General features: G+C 65.8%; 17 protein-coding genes. 12 read left to right on the top strand and 5 right to left on the bottom strand.

Going from position 1 to position 17,946, the window contains the following annotated elements:
• The coding region (locus ESZ60_RS21075) for a hypothetical protein (RefSeq protein ID WP_209021299.1) at positions 1–329 on the bottom strand (329 nt) is incomplete at its 3' end.
• Between ESZ60_RS21075 and ESZ60_RS13305 the strand changes: the two genes are divergently transcribed.
• From ESZ60_RS13305 to recN, 12 genes are all read left to right on the top strand, one after another.
• The gene (locus ESZ60_RS13305; RefSeq protein ID WP_134681221.1) at positions 328–1,497 is read left to right on the top strand and encodes an FtsW/RodA/SpoVE family cell cycle protein; all 1,170 of its coding nucleotides are present in this window, start codon (positions 328–330) and stop codon (positions 1,495–1,497) included. The two genes, ESZ60_RS21075 and ESZ60_RS13305, sit on opposite strands and share 2 nt — an antisense overlap.
• Positions 1,494–2,588, top strand: a complete 1,095-nt coding sequence (locus ESZ60_RS13300; RefSeq protein ID WP_134681220.1) for a UDP-N-acetylglucosamine--N-acetylmuramyl-(pentapeptide) pyrophosphoryl-undecaprenol N-acetylglucosamine transferase — start codon at positions 1,494–1,496, stop codon at positions 2,586–2,588. The genes ESZ60_RS13305 and ESZ60_RS13300 overlap by 4 nt, the downstream gene beginning before the upstream one ends.
• Positions 2,585–4,012, top strand: coding sequence for a UDP-N-acetylmuramate--L-alanine ligase (gene murC, locus ESZ60_RS13295; RefSeq protein WP_134681219.1), 1,428 nt, complete (start codon positions 2,585–2,587; stop codon positions 4,010–4,012). The genes ESZ60_RS13300 and murC overlap by 4 nt, the downstream gene beginning before the upstream one ends.
• A complete protein-coding gene (locus tag ESZ60_RS13290) occupies positions 4,009–4,287 on the top strand; it encodes a DUF2484 family protein (protein WP_134681218.1) in 279 nt (92 codons plus the stop codon). Before murC ends, ESZ60_RS13290 begins: the two co-directional genes overlap by 4 nt.
• Positions 4,288–4,352: 65 nt before the next feature.
• A complete protein-coding gene (murB, locus tag ESZ60_RS13285) occupies positions 4,353–5,291 on the top strand; it encodes a UDP-N-acetylmuramate dehydrogenase (protein WP_134681217.1) in 939 nt (312 codons plus the stop codon).
• Positions 5,292–5,409: 118 nt separating this feature from the next.
• Positions 5,410–6,333 (top strand): D-alanine--D-alanine ligase, encoded by a 924-nt coding sequence (locus ESZ60_RS13280; protein ID WP_134681216.1) that lies wholly within the window; start codon positions 5,410–5,412, stop codon positions 6,331–6,333.
• Positions 6,321–7,346, top strand: a complete 1,026-nt coding sequence (locus ESZ60_RS13275; RefSeq protein WP_134681215.1) for a cell division protein FtsQ/DivIB — start codon at positions 6,321–6,323, stop codon at positions 7,344–7,346. The genes ESZ60_RS13280 and ESZ60_RS13275 overlap by 13 nt, the downstream gene beginning before the upstream one ends.
• Positions 7,347–7,369: 23 nt before the next feature.
• Positions 7,370–8,704, top strand: a complete 1,335-nt coding sequence (gene ftsA / locus ESZ60_RS13270; protein ID WP_134681214.1) for a cell division protein FtsA — start codon at positions 7,370–7,372, stop codon at positions 8,702–8,704.
• 216 nt (positions 8,705–8,920) lie between these two features.
• Positions 8,921–10,552, top strand: a complete 1,632-nt coding sequence (gene ftsZ / locus ESZ60_RS13265) for a cell division protein FtsZ (protein ID WP_134681213.1) — start codon at positions 8,921–8,923, stop codon at positions 10,550–10,552.
• A 231-nt stretch (positions 10,553–10,783) separates the two neighbouring features.
• Entirely contained in the window at positions 10,784–11,725 is a 942-nt protein-coding gene (gene lpxC, locus ESZ60_RS13260; protein ID WP_134681212.1) for a UDP-3-O-acyl-N-acetylglucosamine deacetylase, read from the top strand.
• Between the two features lie 150 nt (positions 11,726–11,875).
• Complete coding sequence (locus tag ESZ60_RS13255) at positions 11,876–12,724, top strand: outer membrane protein assembly factor BamD (RefSeq protein ID WP_134681211.1); 849 nt, start codon at positions 11,876–11,878, stop codon at positions 12,722–12,724.
• Positions 12,725–12,731: 7 nt separating this feature from the next.
• The gene (recN, locus tag ESZ60_RS13250) at positions 12,732–14,375 is read left to right on the top strand and encodes a DNA repair protein RecN (protein ID WP_134681210.1); all 1,644 of its coding nucleotides are present in this window, start codon (positions 12,732–12,734) and stop codon (positions 14,373–14,375) included.
• Here recN and ESZ60_RS13245 read toward each other — a convergent pair whose 3' ends face one another.
• From ESZ60_RS13245 to ESZ60_RS13230, 4 genes are all read right to left on the bottom strand, one after another.
• Positions 14,376–14,702 carry a hypothetical protein gene (locus tag ESZ60_RS13245; RefSeq protein WP_134681209.1) on the bottom strand — a complete coding sequence of 109 codons (327 nt, stop codon included), beginning with the start codon at positions 14,700–14,702 and terminating at the stop codon, positions 14,376–14,378.
• 139 nt (positions 14,703–14,841) lie between these two features.
• Positions 14,842–15,717: a 3-hydroxyisobutyrate dehydrogenase gene (gene mmsB, locus ESZ60_RS13240; RefSeq protein WP_134681208.1), complete on the bottom strand. Its 876-nt coding sequence runs from the start codon at positions 15,715–15,717 to the stop codon at positions 14,842–14,844.
• On the bottom strand, positions 15,714–16,721 hold the full coding sequence (locus ESZ60_RS13235; protein WP_134681207.1) for an enoyl-CoA hydratase/isomerase family protein: 1,008 nt from the start codon (positions 16,719–16,721) through the stop codon (positions 15,714–15,716). The genes mmsB and ESZ60_RS13235 overlap by 4 nt, the downstream gene beginning before the upstream one ends.
• Positions 16,721–17,866 (bottom strand): acyl-CoA dehydrogenase family protein, encoded by a 1,146-nt coding sequence (locus ESZ60_RS13230; RefSeq protein WP_134681206.1) that lies wholly within the window; start codon positions 17,864–17,866, stop codon positions 16,721–16,723. Before ESZ60_RS13230 ends, ESZ60_RS13235 begins: the two co-directional genes overlap by 1 nt.
• Between the last annotated feature and the right edge of the window lie 80 nt (positions 17,867–17,946).

Genomic DNA, 17,946 nt, shown 5'->3' with positions numbered 1-17,946 from the left:
GAGTTCACACTCGCCGCCATCGCCCAAAACCTCCGGAAAATGACCACGCTCTGCCCGGCGACCGTGCCTTCGACACCGAGCGGTTGAGAAAACCGATCACGCGGTTGCCGAGCCTGAAAGGACTGCACTGAAAAGTGCGTCAGTCCCAGCCTCCGTTCAAAGCTCGTGCTCGAGTTTTTCAACAGCATCAGCCCTTTTTGGCTTTGCTGCAGGCGGTACAATCCGCAGTAGCGCGATGGCCAGTTCCGCGCTATCATCCCGGGCAGACCCGGAAAACCGGGCGGCCCTTTGGGGCCAGTGAACAGAGGCAGTGACGGCGGTTCATCCATGACCGAGATGGTCTTTGGCACCACTCCCGTACGGGCTGGTGACCCGATTCTTCCACGCTGGTGGCGCACCGTTGACCGGTGGTCGCTTGGCTGCGTGATGGGGCTTTTCGCGATCGGCACGCTTCTTGGGCTGGCGGCCTCGGTGCCGCTGGCGGAAAAGAACAACCTGCCGCAATTCTACTATGTGACGCGACAGGCGATCTTTGGTGGCATGGCCCTTGTGGTGATGCTGGTGGTCTCGACCTTCTCGCCGCGCTTTCTGCGACGCATCGGCGTGCTGGGCTTTGCCATCGCGATTACCGCCATCCTGCTCTTGCCCTTTATCGGGACGGATTTCGGCAAGGGCGCGGTGCGCTGGCTGCGACTGCCGGGCGGCATGTCGGTCCAGCCTTCGGAATTTCTCAAGCCCTGTTTCGTCGCCATCAGCGCATGGCTGATGGCCGCGAGCCAAGAGGTCGGCGGCCCCCCCGGCAAGGCCTATTCCTTTACGCTGACCGCCGCCGTAGTCCTGCTACTGGCGATGCAGCCCGATTTCGGGCAGGCGTCGCTGGTGCTGTTCTCGTGGTGCGTGATGTATTTCATCTCGGGGGCGCCGATCATCCTGCTGGGTTGCGTGCTGCTGATCGCTGGCATGGGCGGCGTCTTTGCCTATACCGCATCCGAGCATTTCGCCCGCCGCATCGACGGTTTCCTGAGCGCCGAGATCGATCCGCGCACCCAGATCGGCTATGCCACGAATGCCATCCAGGAAGGGCGGTTCTTCGGCGTCGGCGTCGGCGAGGGGTCGGTGAAATGGTCGCTGCCCGATGCCCATACCGATTTCATCATCGCCGTCGCCGCCGAGGAATACGGCTTCATCATGGTCATGGCGATCATCGCGCTTTACGGCACGGTGGTCATCCGCTCGCTTCTGCGCCTGCGCGAAGAGCGTGACCCCTTCACCCGGATCGCCGGAACCGGCTTGGCCTGCGCCTTTGGCGTGCAGGCGCTGATCAACATGGGCGTGGCGGTGCGGCTTCTGCCGGCCAAGGGCATGACGCTGCCCTTTGTGAGCTATGGCGGCTCCTCGGTGATCGCTTCGGGCATTGCGGTCGGGATGCTGCTGGCGCTGACCCGGACGCGCCCGCAAAACCGCATCGGCGAAATCCTCGGCCGGGGTCACAGATGAATACCGTCAAGGTTCCCTATTGCCTGATCGCCGCCGGAGGCACAGGCGGTCACATGTTCCCGGCGCAGGCTCTTGCCGAAACGCTGCTCAATCGCGGCTGGCGGGTGACGCTCTCGACCGATGAGCGCGGGGCGCGCTATGCCTCGGGCTTTCCGGATAACGTGACGCGCGAGATCGTCAGTTCCGCCACGACGGCGCGGGGCGGGGCGCTTTCCAAGGCGATCGTGCCTTTGCGCATCGGCCAAGGCGTGATGTCGGCATGGCGCGCGATGAAGCGCGACCGCCCCGCCGCCGTGGTGGGCTTTGGCGGCTATCCCACGATCCCGGCCATGTCGGCGGCCTTGGCGCTGGGGATTCCCCGGATGATCCATGAGCAGAATGGCGTCATGGGTCGGGTGAACGCGCTTTTCGCCGGTCGGGTGAATAAGGTCGCCTGCGGCACCTGGCCCACGCAACTGCCCGAGGGCGTCACCGGCATTCATACCGGCAACCCGGTGCGGCAGGCCGTGCTGGACAGGGCAGGGGCGCTCTATGTCGCGCCCGCCGAGGGGCCGTTGAAACTGCTGGTGATCGGCGGGAGCCAAGGCGCAAGGGTGCTCTCGGATATCGTTCCCGAGGCGATCATCGGCCTTCCCGAAGACATTCGTAACCGGCTTCATGTCAGCCATCAGGCCCGCGCCGAGGATGCCGCCCGCGTCATCGCCACCTATGAAGGGGCCGGAGTCACGGCGGAGGTGCAGCACTTCTTTGATGACGTGCCGAAGCGTCTGGCCGAATGCCAATTGGTCATCAGCCGGGCGGGGGCCTCGTCCATCGCGGATATCACCGTGATCGGGCGTCCCGCCATCCTGATCCCCTTTGCCGCAGCGACCGGCGACCACCAGACCGCCAATGCCCGCGCCCTTTCGGAATCGGGCGCGGCGATGGTGCTTCCCGAATCCGTGCTTGACGCCGAGAGCCTCAGACGCGACATGCGGGAGATCCTTACGGATGGCGCGCGCGCCTCCGACATGGCTGCGGCCGCTTTGGCCCTTGGCCGCTCTGATGCGGCGCAGCGACTTGCAGATTTAGTTACGGAATTGACCGCATGAACGCAGCGACCAAACTGCCGGGCGAGCTTGGCCCAATTCACTTCGTCGGTATCGGCGGCATCGGCATGTCCGGCATCGCCGAGGTGCTGATGACGCTGGGCTATGCTGTCCAAGGGTCGGATGCGAAGAAATCCAAGATCACCGACCGTCTGGAAGGGCTGGGTGCCACCGTCTTCGAGGGCCAGCGCGCCGAGAATATCGGCGATGCCGGGGTGGTCGTCATTTCGACTGCGATCAAGAAGGGCAATCCCGAGCTTGAGGAAGCCCGCCGCCGCGGCCTTCCCGTCGTGCGCCGCGCCGAGATGCTGGCGGAACTGATGCGCCTGAAATCCAACGTCGCCATCGCCGGCACGCATGGCAAGACCACGACCACGACCATGGTGGCGACGCTTCTGGATGCGGGCGGGATCGACCCGACCGTGATCAATGGCGGCGTGATCCATGCTTACGGCTCGAATGCGCGGGCCGGGGCGGGGGAATGGATGGTGGTCGAGGCCGATGAATCGGACGGCTCGTTCAACCGCCTGCCCGCGACCATCGCGATCGTGACGAATATCGACCCCGAGCATATGGAGCATTGGGGTTCCTTCGACGCTTTGCGACAAGGCTTTTACAATTTCGTTTCGGGCATCCCCTTCTACGGGCTCGCGGTCTGCTGCACCGATCATCCCGAGGTGCAGGCGCTGGTCGGCAAGGTCTCGGATCGCCGCATCGTGACCTTCGGCTTCAACGCGCAGGCCGATGTGCGGGCGGTGAACCTGACCTATGAAAATGGCGTCGCGCATTTCGACATTGCGCTGCAGGGCGAGACCGCCGCGAATGAGGGCGTCACGCCCATGATCGAGGGCTGCACACTGCCGATGCCGGGGGATCACAACGTCTCGAACGCGCTGGCCGCCGTGGCTGTCGCCCGTCATCTCGGCATGAAACGCGCCCAGATCCGCGACGCTCTGGCCAAATTCGGTGGCGTCGGTCGCCGATTCACCCGCGTGGGCGAAGTGGGTGGCGTCACCATCATCGACGATTACGGCCACCACCCGGTCGAGATCGCGGCCGTGCTGAAAGCCGCGCGTCAGGCCACCAAGGGCCGCGTCATCGCCGTCCATCAGCCGCATCGCTTCACCCGTCTTTCGAGCCTCTTTGACGATTTCTGCACCTGCTTCAATGAGGCCGATGTCGTGGCCATCGCCGAGGTCTATTCGGCGGGCGAAGACCCGATCCCCGGAGCCTCGCGCGACGATCTGGTCGCGGGCCTCATCGCGCATGGCCATCGCCATGCCCGCGCCGTCATCAATGAAGACGATCTGGCCCGCCTCGTGCGCGAGCAGGCCCGGCCCGGCGATATGGTGGTCTGCCTGGGGGCGGGCACGATCTCGACCTGGGCGAACAATCTTCCGCAAAAACTTCAGGAGGCGGCGGCGTGACCGCCCTTGCAAGCCACCCGGCCACGGCCGCGCTCTGCGTGCTGGGCTGGGCCTTGCTGGCATCGCTTTTGCCGTTTTTGCGCGCGACATGGCGACCGGTCCTGTTCTGGGGGCTTGTCGTCGCGGGCGTTCCTTTGCTGGGCTGGCTCACCTTTCTCTGTGGGCCGGTGCTTGGCGTGATCTTTCTGGCTGCGGGACTTACGGTGCTGGTCTGGCCGCCCTTTGCCCTGCTGCGCCGGCGTCGTCCCGGCGTGTCGCCTCGCGAGGCCCAGTAACGCAGGTTTGCGCGGGGCCCGGCTTTGCTTTACCACTCGCGCCGACCTCGCCAAGGAGCCCCGCGATGACAGATAGCGCCCCGATCAGTGATCTTTTGCCGCAGACGCGCGGTCCACTGACCCCGGAGAGAGCCCTGGCCGATCTGACCTGGCTGCGGGTCGGCGGTCCCGCCCAATACTTGTTCCAGCCCGCCGATGAAGCCGATCTCGCGCAGTTCCTCGCAGCGCTTGACCCCGCGATCGCGGTCTTTCCCATGGGGGTCGGTTCGAACCTCATCGTGCGCGACGGCGGTATCCGTGGCGTGGTGATCCGGCTGGGCCGCGGCTTCAACGCGATTTCCTGCGACGGAGATACCGTCACTGCGGGCGCGGCGGCGCTCGATGCCCATGTCGCGCGGCGCGCCGCCGAGGCGGGGCTGGACCTGACCTTTCTGCGCACGATCCCCGGCGGCATCGGCGGGGCCGTGCGGATGAATGCCGGTTGCTATGGCTCTTATGTCGCGGATCATCTGATCTCGGTCCGGGCCGTCGCGCGGGATGGTGCCGTGCACGAGATCCCGGCCGCGGATCTGGGCTTCGGCTATCGCCATTCGGACCTGCCCGAGGGCTGGGTCGTGACCGAGGCGCGGTTCCGCGCCGGCTCGGGCGATCCCGCCGAACTGGCCGCGCGGATGGAAGAGCAGCTTGCCCGCCGCGATGCGAGCCAGCCCACGCGCGAGCGTAGCGCCGGTTCGACCTTTCGCAACCCCGCCGGATTCTCCTCGACCGGGCGGGCGGATGACACGCATGAGTTGAAGGCATGGTCGCTGATCGACGCGGCCGGATTGCGCGGTCACCGGTTGGGTGGCGCGCAAATGTCTGAAAAGCACCCCAATTTCCTTTTGAATGCGGGCGGGGCCACGGCGGCCGAACTGGAAGCGCTTGGCGAATTCGTGCGCAGACGTGTTCAGGAAACCAGCGGACATCTGCTGCAATGGGAGGTCATTCGCGTCGGTGAGCCTTAACCCGCCGACCTGACAGGAAAAATCGCGCTCAGCGCGAAAAAGGGACTTTTGCGAAATAAGATCAGCCGCTATCCTTGCTTCCATAAAGACCCGGATCAACCGGGACGTGAGGCAGGAATTGACGGGCAGGTCGAGCAGGACAGCCCCGAAAGTCGCCGTTCTGATGGGAGGACCCTCCGCCGAGCGCGAGGTGTCCCTTTCCTCAGGGCGTGAATGCGCGCAGGCGCTGCGGCAGGCGGGCTATGACGTCACCGAGATCGATGCGGGCAGGGATCTGCCCGAGCGTCTGGCCGAGGCCGGACCCGATGTCGTGTTCAATGCCCTGCATGGCCGCTGGGGCGAAGACGGCTGCGTGCAAGGCCTGATGGACTGGCTGGGTTATCGCTATACCCATTCGGGCGTGCTGGCCTCGGCCCTCGCCATGGACAAGAGCCGCGCCAAGCAGGCCTTTCGCGAGGCCGGACTGCCGGTCGTCGAAAGCCTGATCGCCGATGCCGATGAGGTCCGGGCGCGCCATGTCATGGTCCCGCCCTATGTGGTGAAGCCCAATGACGAGGGCTCTTCGGTCGGGGTCTATATCGTCCATGAGGCCGCGAATTCCCCGCCGCAGCTTTCCGACAAGATGCCCCCCCGCGTCATGGTCGAGACCTATGCGCCGGGCCGCGAACTGACCGTGGCGGTGCTCGAGGATCGCGCCCTTGGCGTGACCGAGATCGTGACGACCGGCTGGTATGATTACGACGCGAAATACAAGCCCGGCGGCTCGCGCCACGTCATCCCCGCCGAAATCCCCGAGGTGATCGCCCAGTCCTGCCGGGATTTCGCGATCCGCGCGCATCAGGCGCTTGGATGCCGTGGCCTCAGCCGCTCCGATTTTCGCTGGGACGATGCGCGCGGCCTTGAGGGGCTGATCATCCTTGAGACGAATACCCAGCCGGGCATGACACCGACCTCGCTCGCGCCCGAACAGGCCGCCCATGCCGGGATGGATTTTCCCGCGCTCTGCGCTTGGATCGTCGAGGAGGCGCTATGCAGGGATTGAACCCCTTCGGCCCGCCCGAGACCGAGCCGGGGCGTCCCGCGCCGGTCCGCCATGCGCCCATGCGTCCCGCGCCGCAGGCCAAGCCCGTGCGCCGTGATCCGGCACCCTCGCGGCTGGCCTATCGGCTGAATCGGATGATGCTGCGGCCGCTGATGCGCCGGATGGTGCGGCTCGGCATTCCGGCCTTTCTGGCGGCGATGGTCGCCGGGATCTGGCTGTCGGACGAGACCCGCCGCGCCAACCTGACCGCAGGTATCGACGGCATGGTGGACAAGGTCCAGCATCGCGATGCCTTCATGGTGCATCGCATGGAGATCTCGGGCGCATCCGAGGTGGTCGAAAAGGGGCTGCGCGCCATGCTGCCGGTGCCGCTGCCGGCCTCGAGCTTCGACATCGATCTGACGAAGCTGCGCGAAAAGGTGCGGATGTTGGATGCGGTCGAGGCCGTCGATTTGCGCATCACCCCGGCCGGCGTGCTGTCCGCGGTGGTGACCGAGCGTCAGCCCGCGATCCTGTGGCGTCATGCGCGCGGCATCGAACTGCTGGACAAGTCGGGCCATCGCGTCGCCACCGCGACCTCGCGCGAGGCGCGCAAGGATCTGCCGATCATCGCAGGGCAGGGGGCGGACCGCGCCGCGCCCGAGGCTCTGGCGCTGATCGAGGCGGCGGGCGTGATCCTCCCCCGCCTGCGCGGGCTCGAACGCATCGGCGAGCGGCGCTGGGATATCGTGCTGGATGACGGCAAGCGGCTGATGCTACCCGAGGACGGGGCCCTGCGCGCGCTGGAACGGGCGATCTCCATTGATCGCTCGGAAGATCTGCTGTCGCGCGACATCACGGCGATCGACCTGCGCAACGAGGCGCGGCCCGTGCTGCGCCTGGGGCTTGACGCGCAAAATGCCATCCGGCGCGCGCGGGGGATGGTCGAGATCGGTCCCGACGGGCAGCCGATCGCAGGCGAGGGCGCGGATGCGCCGCGCGGAAGTGCAAGCAAGGCGAAAACGACGGGATAAGAACCGAGCAACGGGGGCGGGACATGAAGGATCTGTATCTGGGCCAGAAGGCAATGCGGAACATGCGCCGACAGGCCATGCAACGCGGCGTCATCGCGGTTCTGGATATCGGGACCTCGAAGATCGCCTGTCTGGTGCTGCAATTCGACGGGCCGGGCCAGTTCCGCGAGACGGATGGCGTCGGCCCGATGGCGGGGCAGTCGAATTTCCGCGTCATCGGCTCGGCTCATACGCGGTCGCGCGGGATGCGCTGCGGCGAGATCCAGACCATGGCCGAAGCCGAACGCGCCATCCGCACGGTGATCCAATCCGCCCAGAAGGCGGCCGGGACGCGGGTCGATCATGTCATCGCCAGCATCTCTGGCGCGCGTCCGGCCTCGTATGGGCTGGCGGGCGAGGTCGCGCTGCCCGCGGGCAAGGTCAATGAGGCCGACGTGGCCCGCGTGCTGGCGGCCTGCGACGTTCCGGATTTCGGGCCGGGCCGTGAGGTGCTGCACGCCCAGCCGGTGAATTTCGCGGTGGATGGGCGCTCTGGCCTGAACGACCCGCGCGACCATTCGGGCGACCTTCTGGCGGTGGACATGCATGTGCTGACCATCGACGAGGGCGCGGCGGGCAATCTGGTCCATTGCATCCGGCGTTGCGACATGGAACTGGCCGGGGTCGCCTCGGGCTCCTATGTCGCGGGGCTGGCCGCGCTGGTCGAGGACGAGCAGGAACTGGGCGCTGCCTGCATCGATCTGGGCAGCGGCACGACCGGCGTCTCGGTCTTCATCAAGAAGCACATGATCTTTGCCGATGCGATCCGCTATGGCGGCGATCTGATCACCCAGGACATCGCCAAGGGCCTGCGCATCAGCTACGCCCAGGCCGAGCGCTTGAAAACGCTGCATGGCGGGGTCGAGGTCACCGGCCGCGACGATCGCGAGATGATCGAACTGGGCAGCGAGACCGGCGACTGGGATACCGACCGGCGCAGCGTCAGCCGCGCCGACTTGATCGGCATCATGCGCCCGAGAGTCGAGGAGATCCTTGAGAATGTCGGCGGCCTGCTCGATGCGGCGGGCTTCGACTTCATGCCCTCGCGCCAGATCGTGCTGACCGGAGGCGGCAGCCAGATCCCGGGTCTCGACGTGCTGGCGGCCCGGATGCTGGGCCAGAACGTGCGCATCGGCAGACCTCTGCGCATCCAGGGCCTGCCGCAGAATGCGACCGCGCCGGGCTTTGCCTCGGCCATTGGCCTCGCGCTGCTGACTGCACATCCGCAGGATGAATGGTGGGATTTCGAGATGCCCGCCGACGCCTATCCGGCGGGCAGCCTGAGACGCGCCTACCGTTGGTTTAAAAACAACTGGTAGTTGAACGAAAGCTCGATTAGGTGGTAGCGGCGGTTATGCTCTACCACATGCAGAAGTTTGGGCGAGATACCGCCGAAAATATCTTTCGCAATCCCAGATTTTGTGGAATGCGTGTGATTTTTGAGTGACGCTGCGGCCGAATCTGGCTAGGCTTTTAGTGATACGGGGATTCGACCGGACTCCGCTCTGTCCGGCGCAAACAACAAGGCAGGCGACATGGAACGGCAGATCCACCTGATGCTCAACGATGACCAGGAACTGAAGCCGCGCATCACCGTCTTTGGCGTCGGTGGTGCGGGTGGCAATGCGGTCAATAACATGATCGACAAGCAGCTCGAGGGGGTCGATTTCGTCGTCGCGAATACCGATGCCCAGGCGCTGACGAACTCCAAGGCGGATCAGCGCATCCAGATCGGTCCGAAAGTGACCGAAGGCCTTGGCGCCGGGGCGAAGCCTTCGATCGGCGCCAAGGCCGCCGAAGAAACCATCGAAGACATCGTCGATCACCTGATGGGCGCGCATATGTGCTTTATCACCGCTGGCATGGGCGGCGGCACCGGCACCGGTGCGGCCCCGATCATCGCCCAAGCCGCGCGCGAGATGGGCATCCTGACCGTCGGCGTCGTCACCAAGCCCTTCCAGTTCGAGGGCACCAAACGCATGCGTCAGGCCGAGGAGGGCGTCGAGGCCCTGCAAAAGGTCGTCGATACGCTGATCATCATTCCGAACCAGAACCTGTTCCGTCTGGCGAACGAAAAGACCACCTTCACCGAAGCCTTCGCCATGGCCGATGACGTGCTGTATCAGGGCGTGAAGGGCGTGACCGACCTGATGGTGCGTCCGGGCCTGATCAACCTCGACTTCGCGGACGTTCGCGCCGTGATGGATGAGATGGGCAAGGCGATGATGGGCACGGGCGAAGCCTCGGGCGAGAACCGCGCCGTGCAGGCCGCCGAAAAGGCCATCGCGAACCCGCTTCTCGACGAGATCAGCCTCAACGGCGCCAAGGGTGTGCTTATCAACATCACCGGTGGCTACGACCTCACGCTGTTCGAGATGGACGAGGCGGCTGAAAAGATCCGCGAGAAGGTTGATGCCGAGGCGAATATCATCGTCGGCTCGACGCTCGATCCGACCATGGAGGGCTCGATCCGCGTCTCGGTCGTCGCGACCGGCATCGACGCATCGGCGGTCGAAATCCCCGCGCCGCGCCGCGGCATGAAAGAGCCGCTGACCCAGACCCCGACGGTTTCGCAAAAGCCCGCCGAGGAAGACTTGGCCCTGCCGCCACGCCGCGTCGCCACCATCGAGCAGCCGGCCGCATCGGTTTCGCAACCCGCCCGCCCGCAGCATCCGGCCGCCGCGCATCACGCCGAGGACGACATGCCCCGCCCGGCCTATCAGCCCGAGATGCGCCAGCAGGCGGCGCCGTCCCAGGATGCGTTGCACGCCGATTCGGGCAGCTTTGTCGCGCCGCGCCGCGCAACCCCGCCGGGCACGCCCTCGGAAGCGACCATGTCGCGGCTGGCTCAGGCTGTGCAGCGCGCCCCCGAGCGGCAGGCTGCTCCGCAGCCTCGCGCCGCGGCCCCCGCGCCGCAACCGGCACAGGATGTCGCAAGCCGCGTCCAGAGCCGCATGGGCGGTCTGAGCCGGATGCTCGAACGCATCTCGGGTCATGCCGAGCATGTCGAGAAGCCCCCGGCATCGACCATTGCCGAGCGCGTCAATGAGCGCGTGAACGCACGTCGCAGCAGCGGCTTCGATGCCGGCTTCGACGATCTGGCAAGCCCGGATCGCGCAGATGAAACCGTCGAAATTCCGGCTTTCCTGCGCCGTCAGGCGAATTGAGCCGATCACAAATTTTTCGCCCATGATCTTAAAAGGGACCGCAAACGCGGTCCTTTTTTCTTATTTTTTCAGCAGATTGGCTCGCATTTCCACGCGCGGGCGCGGCTGGGGGCCAGTTTGTTTCAACCCGTTACAATTCGTTAATTGTGACTTTTCTGTGGCATGGCTAACTCAGGTGCAGCGGTACGGGATCGACCCGTGCCAAGAAGATGTCAAAGACAGGCAAAGACCATGCAGACCACCATCGCTCACAAAATCCAGTTCCGCGGAGTCGGGCTGCATTCGGGTGCGGCCGTGCGTCTCGCGATCCTTCCGGCCCCGGCGGATCACGGCATCGTCTTTGTCCGCACCGATCTGAACGGCGCGCGGATTCCGGCACGCTGGGATCTGGTGACCCCTTCGCAGCTTTGCACGCTTCTGGACAATGGCGCGGGCGCGACCGTCTCGACCGTCGAGCATGTCATGGCGGCGCTGGCGGGCACCGGCATCACCAATGCCGTGATCGAGGTCAATGGTCCCGAAATCCCGATTCTCGACGGCTCGTCCGAACCTTTCGTGCGCGGTATCGTCACGGCTGGCCTGCGTGAGCAGCCCGAGGCGGCTTTGCGCGCCATTCGCATCCTGCGGCCGGTCGAGGTTCAGCACGGCCAGGCCCTTGCCCGCCTGTCGCCCGCCGATCATCTGGAAATCCATTTCGACATCGATTTCACCGATGCGGCGATCGGCCATCAGGAAAAACGCCTCGACATGGCCAATGGCAGTTTCGTGCTGGAACTGATGGACAGCCGGACCTTCTGCCGTCAGGCCGATGTGGTGCAGATGCAACAGAACGGGCTGGCGCTTGGCGGCACCTATCTGAACGCCGTCGTGATCGACGGCGACAAGGTGCTTTCGCCGGGTGGCCTGCGCCATTCCGACGAGGCGGTGCGCCACAAGATGCTGGATGCGATGGGCGACCTCGCTTTGGCCGGCGCGCCGATTCTGGGCCGCTATACCGGCCATCGCGCGGGCCATGCCATGACGAACAAACTGCTGCGGGCGCTTTTCGCCGCCCCGGATGCCTGGGAATGGGTCGAGGTTGGCGACGACCTTTACGGCCGCCTGCCCGGCGCGGGCGTGGTCGCGGGTGCGCGGCATCTCGCCGCTTCGGGCATTGAGCGCGCCGTGGCCTGATGCGCCGGGCCGCTAGCGGTTCTGTGTTCCATCTCTTGGCCTTGGACGTGTTTTGTCGTTTTGCGCAGGTCGATTTTCTGTGCTAGGACGGCCAAGCTTGGCGGCGCGACGACTGCCGGGCGTAAAGAGATTTTGACGGGCAGGTAGATAATGACGGGCATCAGGTCGGCGGGTTTCGTAGTCGCGGTGGTCATGTCGGTCAGCCTGCTGTCGGGGTGCGGCGACGCCACGACAAGCGAAAAGCCGGAGAATCTTGAATCCTTCACCGCCGAAGAAATCTACAAGCGCGGCGAATACGAGCTTGAGAACAGCCGCAAACCCGAGGATGCGGTGGAATATTTCGCCGAGGTCGAGCGTCTCTACCCCTATTCTGAATGGGCCAAGCGGGCTTTGATCATGCAGGCCTATTCCTATCACCGCGCCCGCGACTACGAAGAGGCGCGGGGCGCCGCGCAGCGCTTCATCGACACCTATCCGGGAGATGAGGACGCGGCCTATGCGAAATATCTGCTCGCGCTCAGCTATTACGACCAGATCGACGAGGTCGGCCGCGACCAGGGCCTGACCTTCCAGGCGCTGCAATCGCTGCGCGAGGTGATCGAACAATATCCCGACAGCGAATATGCCCGCTCGTCGATCCTGAAATTCGATCTCGCCTTCGATCACTTGGCGGCAAAAGAGATGGAGATCGGGCGCTACTACCTCAAGCGGGGGCATTACTCGGCGGCGATCAACCGGTTCCGCGTCGTGGTCGAGGAATACCAGACCACCACCCATACGCCCGAGGCGCTGATGCGGCTGGTCGAGGCCTATCTTGCGCTCGGCCTGAACAACGAGGCGCAGACCGCAGGTGCGATCCTGGGGCATAATTTCCGCTCTTCGCCCTTCTATCTGGATGCCTATGCGCAACTGCGCGGGGCGGGGCTTGCGCCCGAGGCTGCGGGGAACAGCTGGCTGACCAGCGTCTATCGCCAGGTCATCCAGGGCAAGTGGCTGTAAACCGCTGATGCTGCGGCATCTCGATATCCGTGACATGTTGCTGATCGACCGGCTGGAACTGGATTTCCAGCCGGGGCTGAACGTGTTGACGGGCGAGACCGGGGCCGGGAAATCCATTCTGCTGGATTGCCTGGGCTTCGTCCTGGGCTGGCGCGGACGGGCCGAACTGGTGCGCGCTGGCGCGAGCCAGGGCGAGGTTACGGCAGTCTTTGACCTGCCGTCCGGACATCCCGCCCGCGCGTTGCTGCTCGAGGCCGGAATTCCCGCAGCGGATGAGCTGATTCTGCGCCGCGTCAATGCGCAGGACGGGCGCAAGACCGGCTTCATCAATGACCGGCGCGTGTCGGGCGAGGTGCTGCGGGGCCTGTCGGAAACTCTGGTCGAACTGCATGGCCAGCATGATGATCGCGGCTTGCTCAATCCGCGCGGCCATCGCCTGCTGCTCGACGCTTTCGCGGGGCTCGACCTTGCGAAGATCCGCGAGGCCTGGGCGGTGTGGCGCAAGGCGCGGGGGGCGCTCGATCTCGCCCATGCCGAATTGGCCGCGGCAAAGGGCGAAGAGGAATTCCTGCGCCATGCCGTGGCCGAACTGGACAAGCTCGCGCCCCAGCCCGGCGAAGAGGCCGAGCTCGACATTCGCCGCCGCGCGATGCAGGGGGCCGAGCGGATCCGCGGCGATGTGGCGCGTGCCTTGCAGGCCTTGGGCCCGGACGGGGCAGAGGGGGCGATGCTCGATGCGGGGCGTTGGCTGGATGCCGCGGCGGAACGCGCCGAGGGGCTGCTCGAAGCGCCTGCCGCCGCCTTGCAACGCGCTTTGATCGAACTCGGCGAGGCGGTATCGGGCGTGGAATCCGCACTCGAGACGATGGATTTCGACCCGCGCGATCTGGAGCAGACCGAAGAGCGGCTTTTCGCGCTGCGCGCTTTGGCCCGCAAGCACGATGTTCTGGCCGATGAGCTTGCCGGTCTGGCGGATGGTCTGCGCGCCCGACTAGGCCAGATCGACGCCGGCGAGGGAGATCTGGCGCGGCTCACCGAGGGCATGGCTCGGGCCGAGGCTGCCTATCGCGCCGAGGCCGCCGCGCTGACCGAGGCCCGCGCCACGGCCGCCAAGCGGCTCGATGCCGCGATGGCGGCCGAGCTTGCGCCGCTGAAGATGGAGCGGGCGGTATTCGAGACGCGGCTTTCCGAAGCCGAACCCGGCCCCGAGGGAAGGGACAATGTGGCCTTCACCGTGGCGACCAATCCCGGCGCACCCTCGGGCCCGCTTGACCGAATCGCCTCTGGCGGGGAATTGTCGCGCTTTCTGCTCGCGCTCAAGGTCTGTCTCGCGCGCGGGAATGACGCGCTGGTCCTGATCTTTGACGAGATCGACCGTGGCGTCGGCGGGGCCACGGCGGATGCCGTGGGCAGGCGTCTCGCCCGACTTTCCGAAGGGGCACAGGTTCTGGTGGTCACGCATAGCCCGCAGGTCGCGGCGCTTGGCGGAAATCACTTCCGTGTCGCGAAATCGGTGGAAAACGGCATGACCTCGTCCCGCGTCGCGGCGCTCGATCCCGACCAGCGCCTGACCGAGATCGCACGGATGCTCTCTGGCGAAGAAATCACCCCGGCCGCCATCGAGGCCGCGCGCGTGTTGCTGGCCGGCTGATCAGTCGAGGATCCGGTCGACATCGCGAATGACGGATTGCAATTCCAGCGATTCGGGATCGAAGCGAACGAGCTTGCCGTCGATCACGCCGTAATCGCTGCCCGAAGGCGGCTGGCTGATGCCATAAAGTCCGGGACGGCTGATCCGATGCAGATGCGCAGCCTCGATCCTTTCTCCGACACCCGGCTGAGGGGCGTCGGTCGCCTCTGCAGTCATCTTGCTGCGCGCACCGCTGGTCTCGGCCGTCAGGTTCTGGCCCAGCATCAATGTGCCCAGAGCAAGGGCAAGCAGGGTGGCAAGACAGGTCAGGCGGACATGCGGTGTCATGGTCATTTCAGGCCTAGCAGAGAAAGCTTGCCAAAGGGTTAACGCGACCTCTGGCTATGCTGTGCAGATGAAACGACCAATCTGGGTCTCTGGATCCCTCCGTTCGCGGATTTGCCGCGAGCCTCGGGCCAAACCCCTGTCAGACCTTGCGATCTTTTCCGGCGAGATGGGGCAGGATAGCCGAGAAATCTCGGCCTTTCCCGTCCTGCTCTTCGACGAAATCCGCATAGAGCCTCGTCGCCAGCTCGCCCATCGGGGTCGGGGCATTCGCCGCTTCGGCGGCCTGCTGGCTCAGCCTCAGGTCCTTGAGCATGAGTTCGGCGGCGAAACCCGGCTTGTAATCATGATCGGCGGGCGAGACGGGGCCGATTCCGGGAACCGGGCAATAGGCGTTCATCGACCAGCTATAGCCCGACGAGGTCGAGACCACGTCGAACATCTTCTGCCGGTCGAGGCCGAGCCGGTCGGCCAGCACGAAGGCCTCGCAGGTGGCGATCATCGTCGCGCCGAGGATCATGTTGTTGCAGATCTTCGCGGCCTGTCCGGCGCCCGAATCGCCGCAATGGACCGCCTTCTGGCCCATCACCTCGAAGAGCGGCCCCACCTTCCCGAAGGCCTGCGCCGCGCCGCCCACCATGAAGGTCAGCGTCCCCGCCGCAGCCCCGCCGATCCCGCCCGAGACCGGGGCGTCGAGCGCGCCGAGGCCGGCCTCCCAAGCCGTCTGCGCCACGGCCCGGGCGCTTTCGACATCGACCGTCGAGCAGTCGCACAGCACCGCGCCCTTGGCCATGGCGGGGATGACCTCGGCGGCGACCTGGCGCAGGATCGCGCCATTCGGCAGCATGGTCAGGACGACATCGGCACCGCGCGCCGCCTCGGCGGCGCTCGCGGCCGCGGCGACGCCCTCGGGCAGCGCGCCCGCCGGGTCGAAGCCGGTGACCTCATGCCCGGCGCGGACAAGGTTCGCGGCCATGGGCGCGCCCATGTTCCCGAGCCCGATGAAACCGATCTTCATGCGTGATCCTCCCAGATCTGTTCGGCCTTGGCCAAGGGGCCGAGCAGGGCGCGCACCTGCGCCTCGCTGGCATCGGCCTGCCATTTCGGGCTGCGGTCCTTGTCGATGATCTGGGCGCGCACGCCCTCCAGAAAATCGCTGGCGGCAGTGGCCCGGAAAGTGAAGCGATATTCCCGCGCGAGACTGTCGCGCAGCGAGGCGTCGCCCCGGGCCGCGCGCACCAGGGCCAAGGTCGCCGCCATGGAAAGGGGCGAGTTCCGGCGCAGGGGGGCGAGCATGTCCTCGGCTCCTACGGCCTCCAGCGCGGCGATGATCTCGGCGATATTGCGCCCGCCGAAGGCCGAGAGATCCGCGTCCTCCAGCCTGGCTTCGGGACGGGGCGCGGGCCTGATGCACGCGACATCGCCGGTCGCGGCAAGCGCGTCGATCAGGGCGGGCCAATCCGCGCGGGGAATGAAACCGTCGGCAAAGCCCGCATGGATGGCGTCGCCCGGCCCCATGCGCGCCGAGGTCAGGCCCAGATATTCGCCGATCCGCCCCGGCGCATGGCCAAGCAGCCAACTGCCCCCGACATCGGGGATCAGGCCGATCCCGGCCTCGGGCATGGCGATCTGGGTGGTTTCGCAGACGATGCGGTGACTGGCGTGTCCCCCCACGCCGACACCGCCGCCCATGACGAAGCCCTGCATGAAGGCGACGACAGGCTTCGGATATTCGGCGATCCGCGCATTCATGCGATATTCGTCGCGGAAGAAATCGCGCCCGACCTGATGGTCGCCCGCAAGCCCTGCGCGATAGACGGCGGCGATATCGCCCCCGGCGCAGAAGGCACGCTCGCCCTCGGCATCGATCAGGACCAGCGCGACTTCGGGATCGTCCTGCCACGCAACCAAAGCCGCGTCGATGGCCAGTGCCATGTCATGGCTCAGCGCATTCAGCGCCTGCGGCCGGGTGAAGGTGATGCGCCCGGCGCGGCGGTCCTTGCGGATCAGGATATCGCCCATCAGGCGCGCTCCGCGAGCAGGGCCCGGCTGACGATCAGGCGCATGATTTCATTGGTCCCCTCAAGGATCTGGTGGACGCGCAGGTCGCGCACGAGCTTCTCGATCCCGTAATCGGCGAGATAGCCATAGCCGCCATGCAGCTGCAGGCATTGGTTGGCGACGTCGAAGGCGCGGTCGGTGACGTGAAGCTTGGCCATGGCGCAGAACTTGGAGGCGTCCGCCGCGCCCTGATCCAGCTTCCACGCCGCATGCCGCAGGAAGATGCGCGCGGATTGCAGCGCGGTCTCCATCTCGGCCAAACGGAATTGCAGCGCCTGGAACTGGTCGAGGCTCTGCCCGAAGGCCCGGCGCTCGCCCATGTAGCGCAGCGTCGCGTCGAGCGCCGCCTGCGCGCCGCCAAGGGCGCTCGCCGAGATATTCAGCCGCCCGCCATCGAGCCCCGCCATGGCATAGGCGAAGCCGCGGCCTTCCTCGCCCAGAAGGTTGCCCGAGGGGATGACGCAATCGTCGAATTGCACCTGCGAGGTCGGCTGGGATTTCCAGCCCATCTTGCGCTCGAGCGCGCCGAAGCTCAGGCCCGGCGTGCCGGCCTCGACCACGACCGAAGAGATTCCCTTCGGCCCGTCCTGCCCGGTGCGCACTATGCAGAGATAGGCATCCGAATAGCTGCCGCCCGAGATGAAGGCCTTGGTGCCGTTGAGCCGCCAGCCCTGATCACTGCGCTCGGCGCGGGTCCGTAGGGCGGCGGCGTCCGAGCCGGAACCCGGCTCGGTCAGGCAATAGGAGAAGACCTTTTTCATGCCGCAAAGATCGGGCAGCCAGCGCGCCTTGGCCTCGTCCGAGCCGAATTTGTCGATCATGCCGCCGCACATGTTATGGATCGACAGGAAGGACGCGACCGAGGGGCAGGACATCGACAGCGCCTCGAAAACCAGCGTGCCGTCGAGCCGCGAGAGGCCCGCTCCGCCATGTTCCTCGCTGACATAAAGCCCGCCAAGGCCGAGTTCGGCGACCTTCTCCCATAGCGTGCGGGGAATTGTCCCCTCGGCCTCCCAGGCTTGTGCGTGAGGGGCGATATGCTCGGCCCCGAAATCGCGGGCCATGTCGAAAATGGCCTGCTGTTCTTCGCTCAGCGCGAAATCCATGCTCTCTCCCTCATGGTTTTCGTTATTGGCTGCCCGGTTAAAGCCGGAAAATGTTGCGCCAGTTTTGCAACCGCGCAAAA

The organism is Paracoccus ravus (assembly GCF_004522175.1).
Lineage (GTDB): Bacteria > Pseudomonadota > Alphaproteobacteria > Rhodobacterales > Rhodobacteraceae > Paracoccus > Paracoccus ravus.
Note: the sequence above shows the minus strand (reverse complement) of the source record. Positions and strands in the feature narration are given on the sequence as shown.

Excerpts from the sequence above, each read along its gene's own strand:
- ESZ60_RS13305 (WP_134681221.1), top strand. The coding sequence starts at position 328 with ATGACCGAGATGGTCTTTGGCACCACTCCCGTACGGGCTGGTGACCCG.
- murC (WP_134681219.1), top strand. The coding sequence starts at position 2,585 with ATGAACGCAGCGACCAAACTGCCGGGCGAGCTTGGCCCAATTCACTTC.
- recN (WP_134681210.1), top strand. The coding sequence starts at position 12,732 with ATGCTGCGGCATCTCGATATCCGTGACATGTTGCTGATCGACCGGCTG.
- ESZ60_RS13255 (WP_134681211.1), top strand. The coding sequence starts at position 11,876 with ATGACGGGCATCAGGTCGGCGGGTTTCGTAGTCGCGGTGGTCATGTCG.
- murB (WP_134681217.1), top strand. The coding sequence starts at position 4,353 with ATGACAGATAGCGCCCCGATCAGTGATCTTTTGCCGCAGACGCGCGGT.
- ESZ60_RS13245 (WP_134681209.1), bottom strand. The coding sequence starts at position 14,702 with ATGACACCGCATGTCCGCCTGACCTGTCTTGCCACCCTGCTTGCCCTT.
- lpxC (WP_134681212.1), top strand. The coding sequence starts at position 10,784 with ATGCAGACCACCATCGCTCACAAAATCCAGTTCCGCGGAGTCGGGCTG.
- ESZ60_RS13275 (WP_134681215.1), top strand. The coding sequence starts at position 6,321 with ATGCAGGGATTGAACCCCTTCGGCCCGCCCGAGACCGAGCCGGGGCGT.
- ESZ60_RS13230 (WP_134681206.1), bottom strand. The coding sequence starts at position 17,866 with ATGGATTTCGCGCTGAGCGAAGAACAGCAGGCCATTTTCGACATGGCC.
- ftsZ (WP_134681213.1), top strand. The coding sequence starts at position 8,921 with ATGGAACGGCAGATCCACCTGATGCTCAACGATGACCAGGAACTGAAG.
- ESZ60_RS13300 (WP_134681220.1), top strand. The coding sequence starts at position 1,494 with ATGAATACCGTCAAGGTTCCCTATTGCCTGATCGCCGCCGGAGGCACA.
- mmsB (WP_134681208.1), bottom strand. The coding sequence starts at position 15,717 with ATGAAGATCGGTTTCATCGGGCTCGGGAACATGGGCGCGCCCATGGCC.
- ESZ60_RS13235 (WP_134681207.1), bottom strand. The coding sequence starts at position 16,721 with ATGGGCGATATCCTGATCCGCAAGGACCGCCGCGCCGGGCGCATCACC.
- ftsA (WP_134681214.1), top strand. The coding sequence starts at position 7,370 with ATGAAGGATCTGTATCTGGGCCAGAAGGCAATGCGGAACATGCGCCGA.